Raw genomic sequence first — 17,146 nt, forward strand, 5'->3', positions numbered from 1 at the left:
TTTTTTTTGGAAAAATGATCCGATAAAACTGCTCCAACCGATCCATAATTGGGCACTAACATTTAAATGCGCACATTTCTGGTGCGTTAATGATTTCCTTAAATAACCTAAAAATAAGTCAAGCTATTGTTTTTAATTGATATCTAAACATCTTCTGAAGTTGGCCCAGATCCTGCGTTAACACCTGCAGCGTGTCAGAGGTGTTTTAGTCACACCAAAAGAACAGCAATAGGTCTCTAGGGTTCCGGTTATGCAAATAACGTCTGGACCGAGAGTGACCGACCTTCACAGCGAAGGTTACACGGAGGGATAAAAGCCCGGGAGATTGTTTGAATAAAACATCTCTTTCACCGTGTTCTTAACCTAAGCTGTGAGGTACAACCAAAATGAAGCATTCTCTTCTCCGCATTGGCAGCCTGTTGCTGCTTTCTTTATCAGTTCTGATTTCTCCCCTGTCAGCTCAAGCTGAAACCAAAGACAAATTCAGTATCGCCTGGACCATCTATGCGGGCTGGATGCCATGGGATTATGCCGATAATGCCGGCATCGTCAAAAAATGGGCAGATAAATACGATATTGAAATTGATGTTGTACAGATCAACGATTACATCGAATCCATCAATCAATATACCGCTGGCCAGTTTGATGGTTGCACCATGACCAATATGGACGCATTAACGATTCCTGCGGCAGGTGGTGTGGATAGCACAGCATTAATTCTTGGTGATTTTTCCAATGGTAATGACGGCATTGTGCTGAAAGGCGCCGATAAAACGCTTGCTGATATCAAAGGTCAACGCGTCAATCTGGTGGAATTATCGGTTTCTCATTATCTGTTAGCGCGGGCACTGGATAGCGTTGATATGAGCGAACGTGATGTGACCGTAGTGAATACATCAGATGCCGATCTGGTAGGCGTATTTAATGCGTCAGATGTCACCTCCACCGTAACCTGGAATCCATTACTGTCAGAAATCACCGCTATTCCTGAAACCACCAAGGTGTTTGATTCATCTGATATCCCTGGTGAGATTATCGATATGCTGGTGGTTAATACTGAAACGCTCGAAGCGAATCCGGCTTTTGGTAAAGCGTTAACCGGTGCCTGGTATGAAATCATGGCGAAAATGCAGGCCGGAGATAAAGATGCTTTAACCATGATGGCTGAAGCATCCGGAACCGATCTGGCAGGTTATAAAGCACAGCTGGATGCAACCAACATGTTCTACACAGCCGCCGAAGCCGTCAGTTTTGCCAACAGCGATCAACTGCAATCCACGATGAAACACATTACTGAATTTTCATTTGATCATGGTTTGTTAGGCGATGGTGCAATGGACGCCGGCTTTATCGGTATTGCCTACCCCAACGGTGAGGTGGCGGGTGATAAAAACAACGTCAAACTCAGATTTGATTCCAGTTTTATGAAAATGGCTGCGGATAACGCCCTTTAAGAAATAAAAACAGGGAGTTTCTCGTGAAGAGACTGATTAACCAGCGTCCAGGCACTTTAGGCAAATGCATTCTGGGGATATTGCCATTCGTTCTGATTGGAATGGTTTACTTTTACTTTTCCAGTGAACGTCTGGCTATTAACCCCAATGATAAGTTGATGCCGTCAATGCAGTCTTTTATCGATGCGGTATCTTATCTGGCATTCGAGCCCAACAAGCGTACCGGTGATTATGTATTGTGGGCGGATACGGCTGCCAGCCTGCAAAGGCTTGGGCTCGGCGTCGGCATCAGTGCTTTGACCGGTCTGATTATCGGCATTCTGGTCGGCATTATTCCATTGGTCAGAGCTGGAATAGCACCCGTGATAACCATCATTTCACTGGTGCCACCATTAGCGATTTTGCCAATCCTGTTCATTATCTTCGGTCTGGGTGAACTCTCCAAAGTGATGCTGATTGTGTTGGGTATTACACCCTTTCTGATTCGAGATGTGCAGCTCAGGGTGATGGCATTACCGCATGAAATCATCATTAAAGCTCAGACATTAGGAGCCAACAGTTGGCAACTGATTCTCCGGGTAGTGTTACCTCAGGTGTTACCCAAGTTGATTGATGCCGTTCGTTTGAGTCTGGGCTCGGCCTGGTTATTTCTGATTGCGGCTGAAGCCATTTCTGCTACCGAAGGACTGGGCTATCGGATTTTTCTGGTTCGACGTTATATGTCGATGGATATCATTCTGCCCTACGTTGTATGGATAACACTGTTGGCATTTTTGATGGATTATCTGCTGAGACGCCTGTCAAAAGGCGTTTTTCCCTGGCATTCAGCTGAGCAGGGAGAAAGCAAATGAACGATATCAAGATCAAAAACCTGTGGAAGGAATACGGTGACAATATCGTGCTGGAAAATATCAATCTTGATGTCAAAGCCGGCGAATTTGTCACGCTGGTCGGCGCATCAGGTTGTGGCAAAACCACCTTCCTGAAAATGCTGTTGGGCACTGAGCAACCCACTCGAGGTGAATTGCTGTTAAACGGTAAACCCATAGCCAATGAACCGGGAGCTGATCGCGGCATTGTATTTCAGAAGTACTCGGTATTTTCCCACCTAAACGTGGTCGAAAACGTGATGCTGGGTGAGGAACTGAAGAAATCCCGCTTACTGGGTCGCTGTTTTGGCAAAAAACGTCAGGCTATTCGGGAACGGGCAGTTGCTTTGTTGGAAAAAGTGGGACTAGGTCATGCCTTAACCAAATATCCGAGCGAATTGTCTGGCGGTATGCAACAGCGTCTGGCAATCGCTCAGGCCTTAATTAAACAGCCACAAATTCTGCTGTTGGATGAACCTTTTGGTGCACTGGATCCCGGTATTCGTACCGATATGCATGAGCTGATCCTGGATATCTGGCGCGAGACCCATATCACGATATTTATGATTACCCATGATTTGTCCGAAGGCTTTTCATTAGGCACTCAACTGCTGGTATTTGATAAACAGCGACATGATCCCGATCAGCCAAACCGTTATGGAGCGTCCATCACCTACGACATACCGGTAGGACGTTCAAAAAAACAAGCCAACAATGATTTTCAAGATACGTTGATGACACAACAGGCAATACACAATGACTGAAACTACCCAAGACAAAGACGTTTTATATCAGGACAGGCTTCCAGGTGGAGCCCACTGGTCAATGCTGATGCGCAAAGGCACCACCCTGCGCCTGATTGATGAGCATGGCGGTGCCAATGTCGGCATGTTGTTTTACAACCCGGAGAATCCGTTAGAGCGCTATAACGCGCCCGACACCTTGAAATGTCAGCACACCTTCAAACTCACCAAAGGCCATTGCCTTTATTCTGATATGGGCCGCATCTTTTGCTCAATTACTGAGGATACTGTGGGCTGGCACGACACTGTTGGCGGCAATCTGACCAATGCTGCGTTGGAGGCCAAATGGGGCGTCAAAAATTACCAACAGTTTCGTAACGACTGGACCATCAGTGGTGAACACGCCTTTTTAGTCGAATTGGCCAAATATGGTCTGAATAAACGCGATATTGCAGCCAATCTGAATCTGTTCAGCTGTATCAAAACAGATGAGCTGGGCAATCTGACCTATGTCGAAAATCACAGTAAAGCCGGTGATTATGTGGATCTGCGCTTTGAAATGGATACCCTGGTGCTGTTACACACCTGTCCGCATCCGATGAATACGGCAGCGTCATATCCCAAAAAGCCGGTCATCTATCAAATCCGCACTGCTGCTGACGTCACTGAAGACGATCTCTGTCTGAATGCCTGCGCCGAAAATCAGCGTGGTTTTGAAAACAATCGCCTCTATCACCTGTGTGGACATCATTAAAGTAAAAGGACAAACCGATCGTGATTAAAGAAAGTCTTTTGAATACTAATCAGGCAGTCCGTTACGAAGAAGTACTGGCTGGTGATTACTGGATGCAACCGCTGCTGAAAAACCAGACCTTACGCATAGTCGATCTGCATGGCAATCAGGCAGCAGATACGCTGTTCTACAGTGTTGCTGATCCTGCAGAACGCTACAGCGCGATAGATACCATTCGTGAACAAAAAAATGTTTACCTCACTGCCGGCACCACGTTGCTGACCAATATGGGTAACCCCATGCTGACCATTACTGCCGACACCTGTGGTCGTCACGATACGCTGGGTGGTGCCTGTGCTACGGAATCCAACACCGTGCGATACGCACTGGAAAAGAAAACCATGCATGCCTGTCGTGACAGCTGGATGTTGGCGGTCGCTGAAAATGAACATTTTGGTATCAGCAAACGCGATATCACCCATAACATTAATTTTTTTATGAATGTACCGGTCACAGAACAAGGGGGATTGACCTTTGCAGACGGTATTTCAGAAGCCGGTAAGTACGTTGAAATGCAGGCTGAAATGGACGTCATCGTGTTGATATCCAATTGTCCACAATTGAACAATCCCTGCAATGCCTACAATCCGACCCCGATAGGGCTTTATATCTGGGATTGATAATACAAACAGCAATAACGTGTTTTGAGACGACTTGAAACGCGCCGGTTTTTCAGTGGGACGACCCACACCTTGAGATGATAAAACCATGTTCAAGAAGATATTAATTGCCAACCGCGGGGCGATTGCCGCCCGCATTATTCGCACCCTGCAGCAAATGGGTATTCAGGCTGTAGCCATCTATGCCGAAGCCGATCGCGACTCTTTGCATGTCAGCATGGCTGATGAAGCCATTTCGCTTGGAGAAGGCCGCGCCGCAGACACTTATCTGAATCAGCAACGCATTCTCGAAATTGCCAGAGAAACCGGCGCAGAGGCCATCCATCCCGGTTATGGTTTTTTAAGTGAAAACCCTGACTTTGCCCGGCTTTGTGAAGCCAATAATCTGGTATTGCTGGGCCCCACACCGCAGCAGATGGAAGCCTTTGGTCTGAAACACAGTGCCAGAGCACTGGCTCAGCAAAATGCTGTGCCTTTATTGCCAGGTTCAGAATTACTTGAGGATATTGAACAGGCGCTCGCCATCGCCCAAACCATTGGTTATCCAGTCATGCTCAAATCCACCGCCGGCGGTGGCGGTATCGGCATGAGTCGTTGTGATAACGAAGCTGAGCTGAAAAATGCCTTTAATTCGGTTAAACGGCTGGGTGCCAATAACTTTTCCAATGATGGCGTGTTTATTGAAAAATTTATCACCCAGGCGCGACATATCGAAGTACAGATCATTGGCGATGGTCAGGGTCATGTGCTGGCCCTGGGTGATCGTGACTGTTCCAGTCAGCGGCGTAATCAGAAAGTGATTGAAGAAGCGCCTGCCCCAAATATTCCAGACAACGTTCGGCAGGCAATGCACGAGGTAGCCGTTCGGTTAATGGCAGCCGTTAATTATCGCAGCGCCGGTACCGTGGAATTTGTTTACGATGCCCAGACCCATGACTTTTATTTTCTGGAGGTGAATACCCGGCTACAGGTTGAGCATGGCGTCACTGAAGCAATCTATCAGGTGGATCTGGTGCGCTGGATGATTGAGGTCGGCGCGCAAGCAGATACGTTACCCAAAGTTGCACCTGAGCCTCATGGTCATGCCATCCAAGTGCGTTTATATGCCGAAGATCCATTCAAAAAATTCCAGCCATCAGCCGGTCTGTTAACCGAAGTCGTATTTCCTCAACTGCCAGACTTACGTATTGATCACTGGATCAAACCTGGCATCGAGATCTCGCCGTTTTTTGATCCGATGCTGGCCAAAGTGATCAGTTATGCAGAAACCCGCGAAACAGCGCATGAGAAACTGCTTGCAGCTCTCAAACAAATCAGCATTTATGGCATAGAAACCAATACCGACTACCTCAGCCATATCCTCAATGATGCGGCTTTTTTATCCGCCAGCATCACCACCCGTTATCTGGATAGTTTTGTCTATCAACCCAGCACCTTCAGCGTTTTATCGCCGGGCACCATGACCACGGTGCAGGATTATCCCGGTCGGCAAGGTTATTGGGATATCGGCATTCCGCCTTCCGGTCCCTATGACAACTGGTCATTCCGGCTGGGTAATCGTCTGCTTGGCAATACCGAAGACTGCGCCGGACTGGAAATTACGCTGAGCGGTCCGGAACTGGTATTTCATTGCAGCAGCCAAATTATCATTACCGGGGCCACCATTGAGGCGAAACTGAATGGCGAGCCGATTGATTGCTGGAAAATCCATTCTGTTGCTAGCGGTGACAAACTTACACTGGGTCAGATCAAAGCAGCCGGTACGCGGTCTTATCTGCTGGTGGCGGGTGGCCTTCAATGTCCGAATTACCTAGGCTCCCGCTCCACCTTTACCCTGGGTCAATTTGGCGGCCATGTCGGTCGTACTTTAAAAACCGGCGATGTGCTGCATTTATCAGCCGAAACTGCAGAAGTTGGTTACACAACACCTCCTGCCGAATTAATCCCCGGAATTAGCACTCATTGGGATATCAAGGTGATTTATGGACCACATGGCGCGCCGGATTTCTTCACCGAACAGGATATCGAAATGTTTTTTGCCGCTGACTGGAAAATTCACTACAACTCCAGCCGCACCGGTATAAGACTGATTGGGCCACGTCCGGAATGGGCCAGAAATACCGGGGGTGAAGCGGGCTTACACCCATCCAATATTCACGATAATGCTTATGCGGTGGGCACCATTGATTTCACCGGCGATATGCCGATTATTCTCGGCCCCGATGGTCCGTCGTTAGGTGGCTTTGTCTGTCCGGCCACCGTGATCACAGCCGAACTGTGGAAACTGGGTCAGTTAAAAGCCGGCGATACCTTGCGTTTTATTCCGGTGTCGATTGCAACCGCCAGAGCCATGGAACGGGCTCAGCTGGAATCGCTTGCTCAACTGGCACCGCAACCTGTGGAAGTCATCCCCACCGAAATTGGCTCACCCATCTATGACACGCTGAATTCGCCAGAGACTGGTATAGATGTTTGCTACCGATTGGCGGGCGATCATTATCTATTGGTCGAATATGGCGAACTGAAGCTGGATATCAATCTGCGTTTTAAAGTGCATGCGTTGATGCTGTGGTTACAGCAACAAAATATCAAAGGTTTACGTGAACTTACACCCGGCATTCGTTCGCTGCAGATTCACTATGATGGCCTGCAAATTTCACTGGAGACGCTGGTCGGCATCCTTAAAAAAGCTGAACAGGAAATCAGCAATATAGAGGATATGGACGTGCCTGCGCGCATCGTGCATTTACCGATTTCCTGGAATGATGAAGCCTGTCAGCAAGCTATTCAGAAGTATATGCAAGGGGTACGTCATAACGCGCCCTGGTGTCCGGATAATATTGAGTTTATCCGCCGGATAAATGGTCTCAGCTCAGTCGATGAGGTAAAGCGAATTGTGTTTGAAGCCAGTTATCTGGTGATGGGCCTGGGCGATGTTTACCTGGGAGCGCCCGTTGCAACCCCGCTGGATCCAAGACACCGTCTGGTCACCACGAAATACAACCCTGCCCGGACCTGGACGGCTGAAAACTCGGTTGGTATTGGCGGTTCCTATCTGTGCATTTATGGCATGGAAGGTCCGGGTGGCTATCAGTTTATTGGCCGGACTTTGCAAATGTGGAACCGTTATCTGCAAACCACTGAATTCAGCAAACCCTGGTTGTTACGGTTTTTTGATCAAATCAAGTTTTATGAAGTCAGCCACGATGAACTGCTGCAAATCCGCCGTGATTTTCCGCAAGGTAATTATCCGCTGAAGATTGAACAAACCACCTTCAATCTCAAACGCTATAACCAGTTTATTGCTGAAAACCGTGAGTCGATTGACAGCTTTACCCGTCAGCGTGAACTGGCTTTTGAACAGGAACTGGAACATTGGAAGCGTGAAGGTTTATTACATTTTGATAGTGGTAATGAGACACAAATAATTGATGAGGAAAGTGCACCTTTGCCGGAAAATGCTATTTCCATTGATAGTCCGCTTAATTGCAGTGTCTGGAAAGTGGAAGTGGAAATCGGCTCGTCAGTAAACGAAGGTGATGTACTGATGATTCTGGAAGCAATGAAAATGGAGATCCAGATAACAGCGACTCAAGCCGGTATCGTCACAGAAATTAAACGACAAGCCGGCGCCCAAGTCGGTATGGGTGACCGTCTGGTTGTTATTTCCGGGGAGGTAGAATAATGGATATGACCATTACTGCCATCCATGAGGCTTATCGTGAGGGCAAGCTCTCTCCGCATAAACTGATTGATGAGGTGCTGAAACGCGCCGCCACCTATGCTGATCGAAATATCTGGATAACCCTGTTATCGCGAGAGGCTATTCAGCCTTATCTGGATAATTTAATCGGCCAATCACCTGATAAATTGCCGTTATATGGCATTCCATTTGCAATAAAGGACAATATTGAATTAGCTGGTGTGGATGTCACTGCTGGCTGCGAAGCTTATCGCTATACAGCAGAGCAATCTGCTCATGTGGTGGAATTACTGATTAATGCTGGGGCGATTCCGATTGGTAAAACCAATATGGATCAGTTTGCTACCGGGTTAGTTGGAGTACGTTCACCGGATAAATGGGGCGTCTGTCACAATAGTTTTAATCCACAGTACATTTCCGGTGGTTCCAGTTCCGGTTCTGCGGTGGCAGTGGCACTGGGACTGGTGAGTTTTTCACTGGGTACCGATACCGCTGGTTCCGGTCGTGTACCTGCCGCATTCAATAATCTTATTGGTCTGAAACCCACTCGAGGTTTGCTCAGCAATCACGGAGTGGTGCCAGCCTGTAAAAGCCTGGATTGTGTGTCTATCTTCAGTCTGACCACAGACGATGCGAACCGGGTTTTTGAAGTGGCTGCGGCATTCGACTCCAAAGACGATTATTCCCGACACAATATAGATACCAACCGGCGCAATTATGGCTTTATTGCAGGCGATAGCTTTAGCTTCGCCATTCCACAAGCAGAACAATTAGCCTTTTTTGGTGATCAGGAAAATGAACGGGGCTTTCATAACACAGTTGAAACACTGAAAAAACTTGGCGGTATCTGTCATGAAATTGATTTCAAGCCGTTTCTGACCGCGGCCAGATTGTTATACGAAGGCCCCTGGGTGGCAGAACGGCGTATTGCCACTGCCAATGTTAAACGTGAAGATATGCTTCCGGTTTTACAACAAATTCTCGAGAGTAATAACACCGCTTCAGCCGAAGATCTGTTCGGTGCTGAGTACCAATTGCAGCACTGCAAACAGCAGGTCACTCCGGCACTGGAAAACTTTGATTTTATTCTCACACCAACCGCCGGCACGATTTACAAAATCAAAGAGGTTCAGGCAGAGCCAATTAAACTTAATAGCCAGCTGGGTTATTACACCAACTTTATGAATCTGCTCGATTGCAGTGCGGTTGCCGTTTCTGCAGGCTTTAACTCAAACGGGCTACCGTTTGGCGTGACACTGTTTTCCAGAGCCTTCAGTGATACCCGCTTATTGTCTTATGCCAATCAATTGCAACAAACACTGAAATTACCGCTGGGAGCCACCTCGTTGCCGCTTGCTGAATCCCATGCGTTAAACTCTGGAGTGATGGACCGGATTAAGGTCGTTGTCTGTGGAGCGCATTTAGAGGGTCAACCACTTAACTGGCAATTACGGGAGCGTGGCGGCAAATTAATACGCACCACACAAACCAGTGCAGATTACCGACTTTATGCACTTTCCGGCGGCCCACCCGCCAGACCTGGTCTGGTCAGAGATGAGCAGCAGGGTGAGTCGATTGAAGTTGAGTTATGGGAATTACCCACTGCCAGCTTTGGATCGTTTGTCGCAGGCATCCCTGCTCCGTTAGGTATCGGCAAGGTGCAACTGGCTGATCAGCAATGGTATAACGGATTTATCTGTGAACCTTATGCCATCACCAACGCTACCGATATCAGTCACCTTAAAGGCTGGCGGGCTTACGTTCAGCAGCAATAAATCGGTCCACTTTTAAAAAAAACCGAGCCGGAATCCATCCGGTTCGGCTCTCCTATAACTTAAAAACTGATCGCTATTTGAATGAGCATCGACTATTCCATTGATTCCCATTCCCAACAGTGGGAGTATGTCGGCTTGCCTTTTTTATCAATAGAAGTCTATGAACAAAATTCAACACACCACGATTCGCCCGTTACGAACGTTAAATCTGTTATCACAGGAAGAAATTCAACGCATCAGTAATACCAGCGAGGATTTACACCGTCTGTTTCGCGATTGTGCTCTGGCGATTTTAAATACTGACAGTCATCAGGATGATGCGGAACAGATCTTTAATACCTTTGCGGATTTTGATATCAAACTGGTCCCACAATCGCGTGGGGTGGTGTTGGAAATCAGCAATGCACCTGCACAGTCTTTTGTTGACGACAAAATCATTCGCGGTATTCAGGAGCATTTGTCATCGGCCCTTCGCGATATTATCTATACCGATTTCAAGATCCTTGCCCGGCAAACCTCTCCGACCTCCGGGGAGATCACCGATAGCGTGTTTATGATTCTGCGCAATGCCGATGCCATCAGGCCAAATATGACACCGAATCTGGTGGTGTGCTGGGGTGGTCATTCCATTCCACGAGAAGAATATGATTACGCCAAACATGTGGGCTATGAATTAGGCCTGAGAAATCTCGATATCATTACCGGCTGCGGTATTGGCGCAATGAAAGGTCCGATGAAAGGTGCAGCAGTGGGCCATGCCAAACAGCAAATCAAAACCGGGCGTTATATCGGTATCAGTGAGCCCGGCATTATTGCTTCAGAATCGCCGAATGCGATCGTTAATGAACTGGTGATCATGCCGGACATTGAAAAACGTCTTGAAGCATTTGTCCGGCTGGGTCATAGCTTTATTGTATTTCCAGGTGGCGTTGGCACCGTAGAAGAAATTTTCTACCTGCTGAGTATCCTGTTACATCCAGAGAATAAACAAGGCATCCCGCTGGTATTTGCCGGCCCCGAATCCTGCCGTGATTATTTCGAGACGTTGGATAAATTCCTGCGCCGTTGTCTGGGCGAGGAAATTGCCGAGCTTTATCAAATCGTCATTGGTGAGCCAGCTACGGTTGGGCAAATCATTCGGGATTCGGTCGATCAAGTACACCAGCTCCGTCGAGAAACGCAGGACGCCTATTATTTTAACTGGCAGTTACATATCGATCCGATGCTGCAACAGCCATTTATCCCCACCCATGAAAATATGGCGTCCTTACGGTTATACCCCGATATGCCACGTCATGAACTGGCCAGCAATTTACGTTCGGCTTTTTCCGGCATTGTCGCCGGGAATGTAAAAGCTTTCGGGATTCGCGAAGTAGCCAAACATGGCCCATATGTTATCAATGGCGACCCCGATCTGCTGCGAGAAATTGATAATTTATTACGCAAGTTTGTTCGCGAAAAACGCATGAAACTGGGTCAGGACGAACATGCTTACAAACCTTGTTACAAGCTGCTGGATTAGTCCAGCAGCTCAGGTTTCGTCATGCAGATGAAATACTTTATTCATCACCTGCCATTTGCCATCAATTTTTAACAAATTAAAAAAATCGGTAAAGCGGTGACCGGTCCAGTTATCTGATTCGAGTCTGACACTGGCTGCCGTACCAACCACATCGATATGAGTAATCTTTGATTTCATACCCGTAGCCGGACCATTTTCATCATTCCAGTCATATAAGCCCTGAATGGGGCCAGCAAATAAATCTGGACCGACATAACCATAGATAGTGGCGTCCTGATGAAATGCCGGCTTCATAAGTTCACCCCGGCCTGCCACAGCACCATCAATATAGTGCTGAATCAGTTTGCTGATGGCCTCGTAATCATCGATTGAAATAGCGTTATTCGACATAATCAACTCCATGTTTTGGATCACAGCAGTCAACATAGCATAAACATTTCGGGGATATTTCCCGCGAAAACTTATTGTCAGGAAATAATTTTTAACTGCTTCACATAGATTAATTCACAGGCATTGGCACCAGTATCTTCACGGGTTAATGAACTGCTCCAACGCCAGCCATCATCAGCATTCACATTCACTAAATAGCCCTGCAAGGTAATTAATTGCCCTGGACGGATGTGCTTGAGTGTTCTGGCGACTTCATCATTAGCCGGAATCAAATGCATATTGGCACTTTGCGTTTCGATACTGCGACGGGGAATGGGAAATGACTCGACCTGCCAGAAATACCATCGACCAGACTGGCGTATATTGATCTGTTTGAGAACTAGCGGATTCGCCATTTCGCCCCAGCCCAATACCAAATCTGTGGGCGATAAATCGGCTTCACGTCCAAACCAATAGTCTTTGCGTGATAACACTCTCGCTTCTAGTATAAATTCCGCCACCGGTTGTATCGCATAGTCTTCCAAAGGAACGGGCTGCAAGCCTGACGCCTTGGATTGTTGAGGTGCGTTATCTATAACCTGTTGAGGTGCGGCATAGTGGAGCTCTACGGTAGAACAATGACGCCAGCCGAAAAAAATCACGACGATGATGAACAGCCAACGCCACATAGCGCAATCAGCTAACCATCAATTCGAAAACGCCTGGCGGCAAGGAAGACCAATAGCAACACAGGTACTCCCAGGAATGCCGTCAACAAAAAGAATTGCTCATAGCCCATGCTCTCAACCATTGTTCCGGAATAACCGCCAAGAATTTTTGGCAATAACGTCATCAATGAACTGAAGATGGCATATTGCACCGCGGTAAACGAGATATTGGTCAGACTCGATAAGAAGGCAATAAATGCCGCACTGGCCAAACCGCCAGAAAGATTATCGGCGGAAATAACGATATATAGCATCCAGATATCGTTGCCCATTTGAGCCAGCAACATAAAGAGCAGATTGGTTAATGCCGATAACACCGCCCCTAAAAATAAAATACGCATTACTCCAAAACGTAACGCCAGGATGCCGCCAAGAAAACCGCCAAAAATGGTCATAAACAAACCAAAGGTTTTCACTACCGTGGCAATCTCGGGTTTGGTAAAGCCCATATCCTGATAAAAAATATTGGCAATCACACCTAATACGATATCGGAGATTCGATACAGACCTATCAGCGACAGCAACAGTAACGCCATCGACAGACCATAACGTTTGAAGAAGTCCTGTACCGGTTCAACATAGCTGCGATGCACAATGCTCTTTTGAACCCAGCCCATTAATATCAGTACTTTGGCAATAATGACCGCCACAATCGTCGCCAGCAATAGCCGAACTAATTCAACACCGACGGCTGCCAAGGGTCCATTATTGACCCAGCTGAGCATTTGTAAACGTGCCTGAACCGCCCAGTCCGCAGTCAGATAAAAACAACCAATAAAACCACTGATGGATAAGGCAAAGGTCAGCATCAACCCCAGATAATCGCGCTTGCGATCATCGTGTACCTTTTTATTCACCTCCGGCTCGGGGCTTAATAAGGTGGTAACCACGCCAATCAGCATCAGCGCCGCCATAATCAGATAACTCTGTCGCCATGCCAGATAATCATATTCACCCATTTCTGAACCGAAATAACTGGCCAGCATCAATGCCCCTGCCCCGGCCAGTAACATCCCAATTCGATAACCGGCGATATAACTGGCAGACATCAAGGCCTGTAAACGCGTATCAGCTGACTCAATACGATAGGCGTCGATTACGACATCCTGTGTGGCCGCTGAAAAGCCCAGTAATACGGCGGCGACAGCCATCAAAGTCAGTGAATGGGTTGCCGGATCGATCATTGCCATCATGATGATCGAGGTAATAATCATCAGTTGTGAGAGAAACAGCCAACTCCGCCGTCGCCCCAGCGCTCGGTTGAGAACAGGTAGCGGTAAAATATCAAGCAGCGGAGCCCAGACAAATTTGAATGAGTAGCCCAAAGCGGCCCAGCTGAAATAAGTGACGGCGCTGCGATCCACACCCGCTTCACGCAACCATAAGCTGAGTGAGGAAAAAATCAGTAATAATGGCAACCCCGCCGCAATGCCGAGAAACAGCATAGTGACAACTTGGGGGGTAAAAAAAGCCCGCAGACTTTCCTGCCAGGAACGGATACTTGCAATCAAACTGAACTCACTGATGAGGTTGAATGAATAAGGGTCTGTTTATCTTTCATAGCCGCCTCAGTTGTGAATAAAAAAACGTCACGCAAGGCGCGAAAAATAAATTTTGGTTATTCTAAATGAAAAACACACTGCGGCGTTTTTCAATCATGTCCCCTAAGGATGTACGCTATAAAATTTACCAGCCTCTAAAGTAACATCGTCTCTTGCGGCAATCCACTCTGAAGTCATAGTTGGTTAAAGGAAGTAATATCTGTCTCACATCTTCACCATGAGTGTGAGAAAATACAGAGAACTCACTAATCCCAAATCTCAATGGCGAAACAACGAAAAATCATTCACGTCGATATGGACGCATTTTATGCATCAGTTGAACAACGTGATTTTCCCGAGCTTAAAGGCAAACCGTTAATTGTCGGTGGACAACCCGACAGTCGCGGCGTGGTTGCCGCGTGCAGTTATGAAGCGCGCAAATTTGGTATTCATTCAGCAATGGCTTCATCGCGGGCCTATCGATTATGCCCCGAGGCTATTTTTGTCCGTCCCCGTTTTGACGCCTATAAAGAAGTTTCCAACCAGATCCGCGAAATATTCTGGCGTTATGCCTCAGAAGTCGAACCACTCTCTTTAGATGAAGCCTATCTGGATGTCACCTATACCGAATCGTTTAACGGCTCGGCCACATTAATTGCCAAAGCCATCAAAGGTGAAATCTTAGCCGAGACGGGGCTCACTGCTTCGGCCGGCGTCTCCTACAATAAATTTCTCGCCAAAATTGCCTCTGACATGGATAAACCCGATGGTCTTTATCTGATCCGCCCAGAACAGGGCCAAGAATTTGTAAACAAACTCCCTATCGGCAAGTTTCACGGTATCGGTCCCGCCACCGAAGCCAAAATGAAAACCCTCGGCATCCATACCGGCAATGAATTACGCCAGAAAACGCTTGCTGAACTCACAGAACGCTTCGGCAAATCCGGCCAGTATTATTACAACATCGCCCGTGCCATTGATGAACGTCCGGTTCGCAGTCAACGTATCCGCAAGTCACTGGGCAAGGAAACTACCTTTGCTGAAGATATTCTTTCTGTTCCCGAGCTGACCAACATTCTGCTCGACCTTGCTCAGCAAGTAATTGAAAGCCTCAACAAACACAATATGCAAGGTAGAACGGTTACCGTTAAAGTGAAATACGCCGACTTTCAGCAAGTCACCCGGGCCCAGACGCTGGATCATAGTATTGGCTTTGCTGATTTGCAGGAGTGGATTCCGCAATTGTTGGCTCGGACTGAAGCGGAAAATAAACCAGTTAGGTTAGTGGGGTTGAGTTTGAGTGGGTTTGATTTGCCGGTGGTTGATGAGAAAGGGCAGGCGCAGTTGGATTTAATGTTAAGTCATAAATCTTAACTGATAAATATGCTATTTTCGTTTTAAATTACATGCTTTTTTTTATATACAAAACATGACTGTATAAAAGAGAAAAACAATGAAATTAGATGAAAAAATATGGGGTATTGCTAAATGGAGGTTTTTGCAATCAGAAGCTTCACATTGGCTTGTCAATAATAAGGCTCTTGAAATTGTCTTTTTCGTTGGATTATCTGTATGGGCCTATTTTGAGTTTTTCTCATCTGGTAATTATTCAAATATTAAATATTTAGGCCTAATATTAGCTGTGTCAGCTTTTGTAGTTATGCGCACTAGGTACAGTAGTTATACTGGCTTTTTTGATGGTTACGAATGTGGTTTTAAGGATGCTTCAGCAAAAAATTTAGATTACTGGGGTAAAACTCATAATGAGACCTCCGATAGTATTATTATTGAGGCGGTATTACGTGACATTGAGATCAATGAGACAAAAATAAGTGATGAAAACAAGATATCCCGAGATACTGAAGTAAAAAAAGGATTCTCAAAACTTGTCGGATTCTTTCTTACTTGGAAAAAACTTCAGTAGATTGTAAAAATGTCCAAGCAGCCAATCATCTCCCCGCCCTTATCGTTGAGCTGCTTACACTTCGCTACGCCATTTTCTAGCTGTCAGTTATTGGGAAATAGCGATGAGTAACGACTCTGAGAAAAAACAACATGAGGTAGAGGTATTTCGTGAGTTCGTTGCTCGCTCCCATTACGACATAATCGCAGACTCCGTAATAAATGGGAATCACATAATGGAGGAGCCCGATATTCTTTGTAGGACTTATAATAACGAAGCGCTTGCTTTCGAGCTGAGCGGTCTTACAGACGAGAACCTAATGATAGTAAAAAAGAGGTGGGAATCGAAGAATGCTGAATATACTCGTACCTCAGACCCAGTTTACGGAATTGTCTCCAAAAAACTAACAAGAGTTTACGCTGTGTCCTGTCCGGTACATCTACTAATTTATCGAAATTATCTCGGTACTCCTGATTCAATGGTCGTGGAAGAGATCAAGCAAACCTGCAAGCTAATCCCACATAACTTCGGATCTATTTGGTACTTGGGTCAGGAAGTCCATAAAATCGAATAAAAAACTAATAGCTCGTAGGTTGAAACATAAAAATTTGAATTATTTTCCCGATGTTGCCGCTGCCGCTGGGCGTTCATTTATTTTGCATGCCCAAAATAAACGAACCAAACAAAAGGGCAGCCCATGCTCGCCCTGCGGGTTCCCTGTGCTTCTCGATCTGGTCGGGCATGACGGAAACTCGCTGCGCTCAAACAGCCGTCATGCTGATCCGGCCAGCTCTGCGATGCTCGGCTTCGCATAAGGGCGTTATTCAACACTTCCCATAGGTTGGTGCTGAGCTTGCGAATCACAACGTTTGGAATTCCACGCAAAAGATTGTTGGGCTTCATTTCATTTAGCCCAACCTACAGCCATTCCCAAATTCCCCTTTTGTGCTGCCGGTAAAAATGGCTCTCTCAGGATCAGAAATCGGAATGTCTGAGCGCAGCGAGTTTTTTCGATTTCTCTGAGATAGCCATTTTTATCGGGGAGCCGCAGGCCAGCACAAGGGGTGCCTTTTCTTTTGGTTCGTTTTCTTTGGGCAAACAAAGAAAATGAACTCGCCCCATAGGG

General features: G+C 46.7%; 15 protein-coding genes and 1 riboswitch. Of the genes, 12 read left to right on the forward strand and 3 right to left on the reverse strand.

Annotated elements, in window-relative coordinates:
- Positions 1-225: 225 nt before the first annotated feature.
- Positions 226-326, forward strand: a riboswitch (guanidine-I (ykkC/yxkD leader).
- A 60-nt stretch (positions 327-386) separates the two neighbouring features.
- The 8 genes from LGT40_RS02040 to ppnN all read left to right on the forward strand — a co-directional run bounded on the left by LGT40_RS02040 (position 387) and on the right by ppnN (position 11,479).
- Positions 387-1,454 (forward strand): putative urea ABC transporter substrate-binding protein, encoded by a 1,068-nt coding sequence (locus LGT40_RS02040; RefSeq protein ID WP_226069932.1) that lies wholly within the window; start codon positions 387-389, stop codon positions 1,452-1,454.
- A 23-nt stretch (positions 1,455-1,477) separates the two neighbouring features.
- On the forward strand, positions 1,478-2,305 hold the full coding sequence (locus LGT40_RS02045; protein ID WP_226069930.1) for an ABC transporter permease: 828 nt from the start codon (positions 1,478-1,480) through the stop codon (positions 2,303-2,305).
- On the forward strand, positions 2,302-3,087 hold the full coding sequence (locus LGT40_RS02050; RefSeq protein ID WP_226069928.1) for an ABC transporter ATP-binding protein: 786 nt from the start codon (positions 2,302-2,304) through the stop codon (positions 3,085-3,087). Before LGT40_RS02045 ends, LGT40_RS02050 begins: the two co-directional genes overlap by 4 nt.
- Positions 3,080-3,820, forward strand: a complete 741-nt coding sequence (locus LGT40_RS02055; protein WP_226069926.1) for an urea amidolyase associated protein UAAP1 — start codon at positions 3,080-3,082, stop codon at positions 3,818-3,820. The genes LGT40_RS02050 and LGT40_RS02055 overlap by 8 nt, the downstream gene beginning before the upstream one ends.
- A 20-nt stretch (positions 3,821-3,840) precedes the next feature.
- The gene (locus tag LGT40_RS02060) at positions 3,841-4,479 is read left to right on the forward strand and encodes an urea amidolyase associated protein UAAP2 (protein ID WP_226069924.1); all 639 of its coding nucleotides are present in this window, start codon (positions 3,841-3,843) and stop codon (positions 4,477-4,479) included.
- A gap of 88 nt (positions 4,480-4,567) precedes the next feature.
- Entirely contained in the window at positions 4,568-8,164 is a 3,597-nt protein-coding gene (gene uca / locus LGT40_RS02065) for an urea carboxylase (protein ID WP_226069922.1), read from the forward strand.
- A complete protein-coding gene (atzF, locus tag LGT40_RS02070) occupies positions 8,164-9,957 on the forward strand; it encodes an allophanate hydrolase (protein ID WP_226069920.1) in 1,794 nt (597 codons plus the stop codon). The genes uca and atzF overlap by 1 nt, the downstream gene beginning before the upstream one ends.
- 160 nt (positions 9,958-10,117) lie before the next feature.
- Positions 10,118-11,479 (forward strand): nucleotide 5'-monophosphate nucleosidase PpnN, encoded by a 1,362-nt coding sequence (gene ppnN, locus LGT40_RS02075; RefSeq protein WP_226069918.1) that lies wholly within the window; start codon positions 10,118-10,120, stop codon positions 11,477-11,479.
- A 9-nt stretch (positions 11,480-11,488) separates the two neighbouring features.
- Here ppnN and LGT40_RS02080 read toward each other — a convergent pair whose 3' ends face one another.
- The 3 genes from LGT40_RS02080 to LGT40_RS02090 form a co-directional block, all read right to left on the reverse strand.
- Positions 11,489-11,869, reverse strand: coding sequence for a nuclear transport factor 2 family protein (locus LGT40_RS02080; protein ID WP_226069916.1), 381 nt, complete (start codon positions 11,867-11,869; stop codon positions 11,489-11,491).
- Between the two features lie 77 nt (positions 11,870-11,946).
- On the reverse strand, positions 11,947-12,537 hold the full coding sequence (locus tag LGT40_RS02085) for a hypothetical protein (protein WP_226069914.1): 591 nt from the start codon (positions 12,535-12,537) through the stop codon (positions 11,947-11,949).
- Between the two features lie 11 nt (positions 12,538-12,548).
- Entirely contained in the window at positions 12,549-14,087 is a 1,539-nt protein-coding gene (locus LGT40_RS02090) for an AmpG family muropeptide MFS transporter (RefSeq protein ID WP_226069912.1), read from the reverse strand.
- Between the two features lie 312 nt (positions 14,088-14,399).
- On the opposite strand from LGT40_RS02090, the gene dinB reads away from it, so the two are divergent.
- The 4 genes from dinB (at position 14,400) to LGT40_RS02110 (ending at position 16,835) form a co-directional block, all read left to right on the forward strand.
- On the forward strand, positions 14,400-15,491 hold the full coding sequence (gene dinB, locus LGT40_RS02095; protein WP_226069910.1) for a DNA polymerase IV: 1,092 nt from the start codon (positions 14,400-14,402) through the stop codon (positions 15,489-15,491).
- Between the two features lie 79 nt (positions 15,492-15,570).
- Positions 15,571-16,041 (forward strand): hypothetical protein, encoded by a 471-nt coding sequence (locus tag LGT40_RS02100; RefSeq protein ID WP_226069909.1) that lies wholly within the window; start codon positions 15,571-15,573, stop codon positions 16,039-16,041.
- A gap of 103 nt (positions 16,042-16,144) precedes the next feature.
- Positions 16,145-16,594: a hypothetical protein gene (locus LGT40_RS02105; RefSeq protein WP_226069908.1), complete on the forward strand. Its 450-nt coding sequence runs from the start codon at positions 16,145-16,147 to the stop codon at positions 16,592-16,594.
- A 19-nt stretch (positions 16,595-16,613) separates the two neighbouring features.
- A complete protein-coding gene (locus LGT40_RS02110; protein ID WP_226343146.1) occupies positions 16,614-16,835 on the forward strand; it encodes a hypothetical protein in 222 nt (73 codons plus the stop codon).
- Positions 16,836-17,146: the final 311 nt, after the last annotated feature.

Origin of the sequence: Methylophaga pinxianii (assembly GCF_020447225.1) — a bacterium.
GTDB lineage: Bacteria > Pseudomonadota > Gammaproteobacteria > Nitrosococcales > Methylophagaceae > Methylophaga > Methylophaga pinxianii.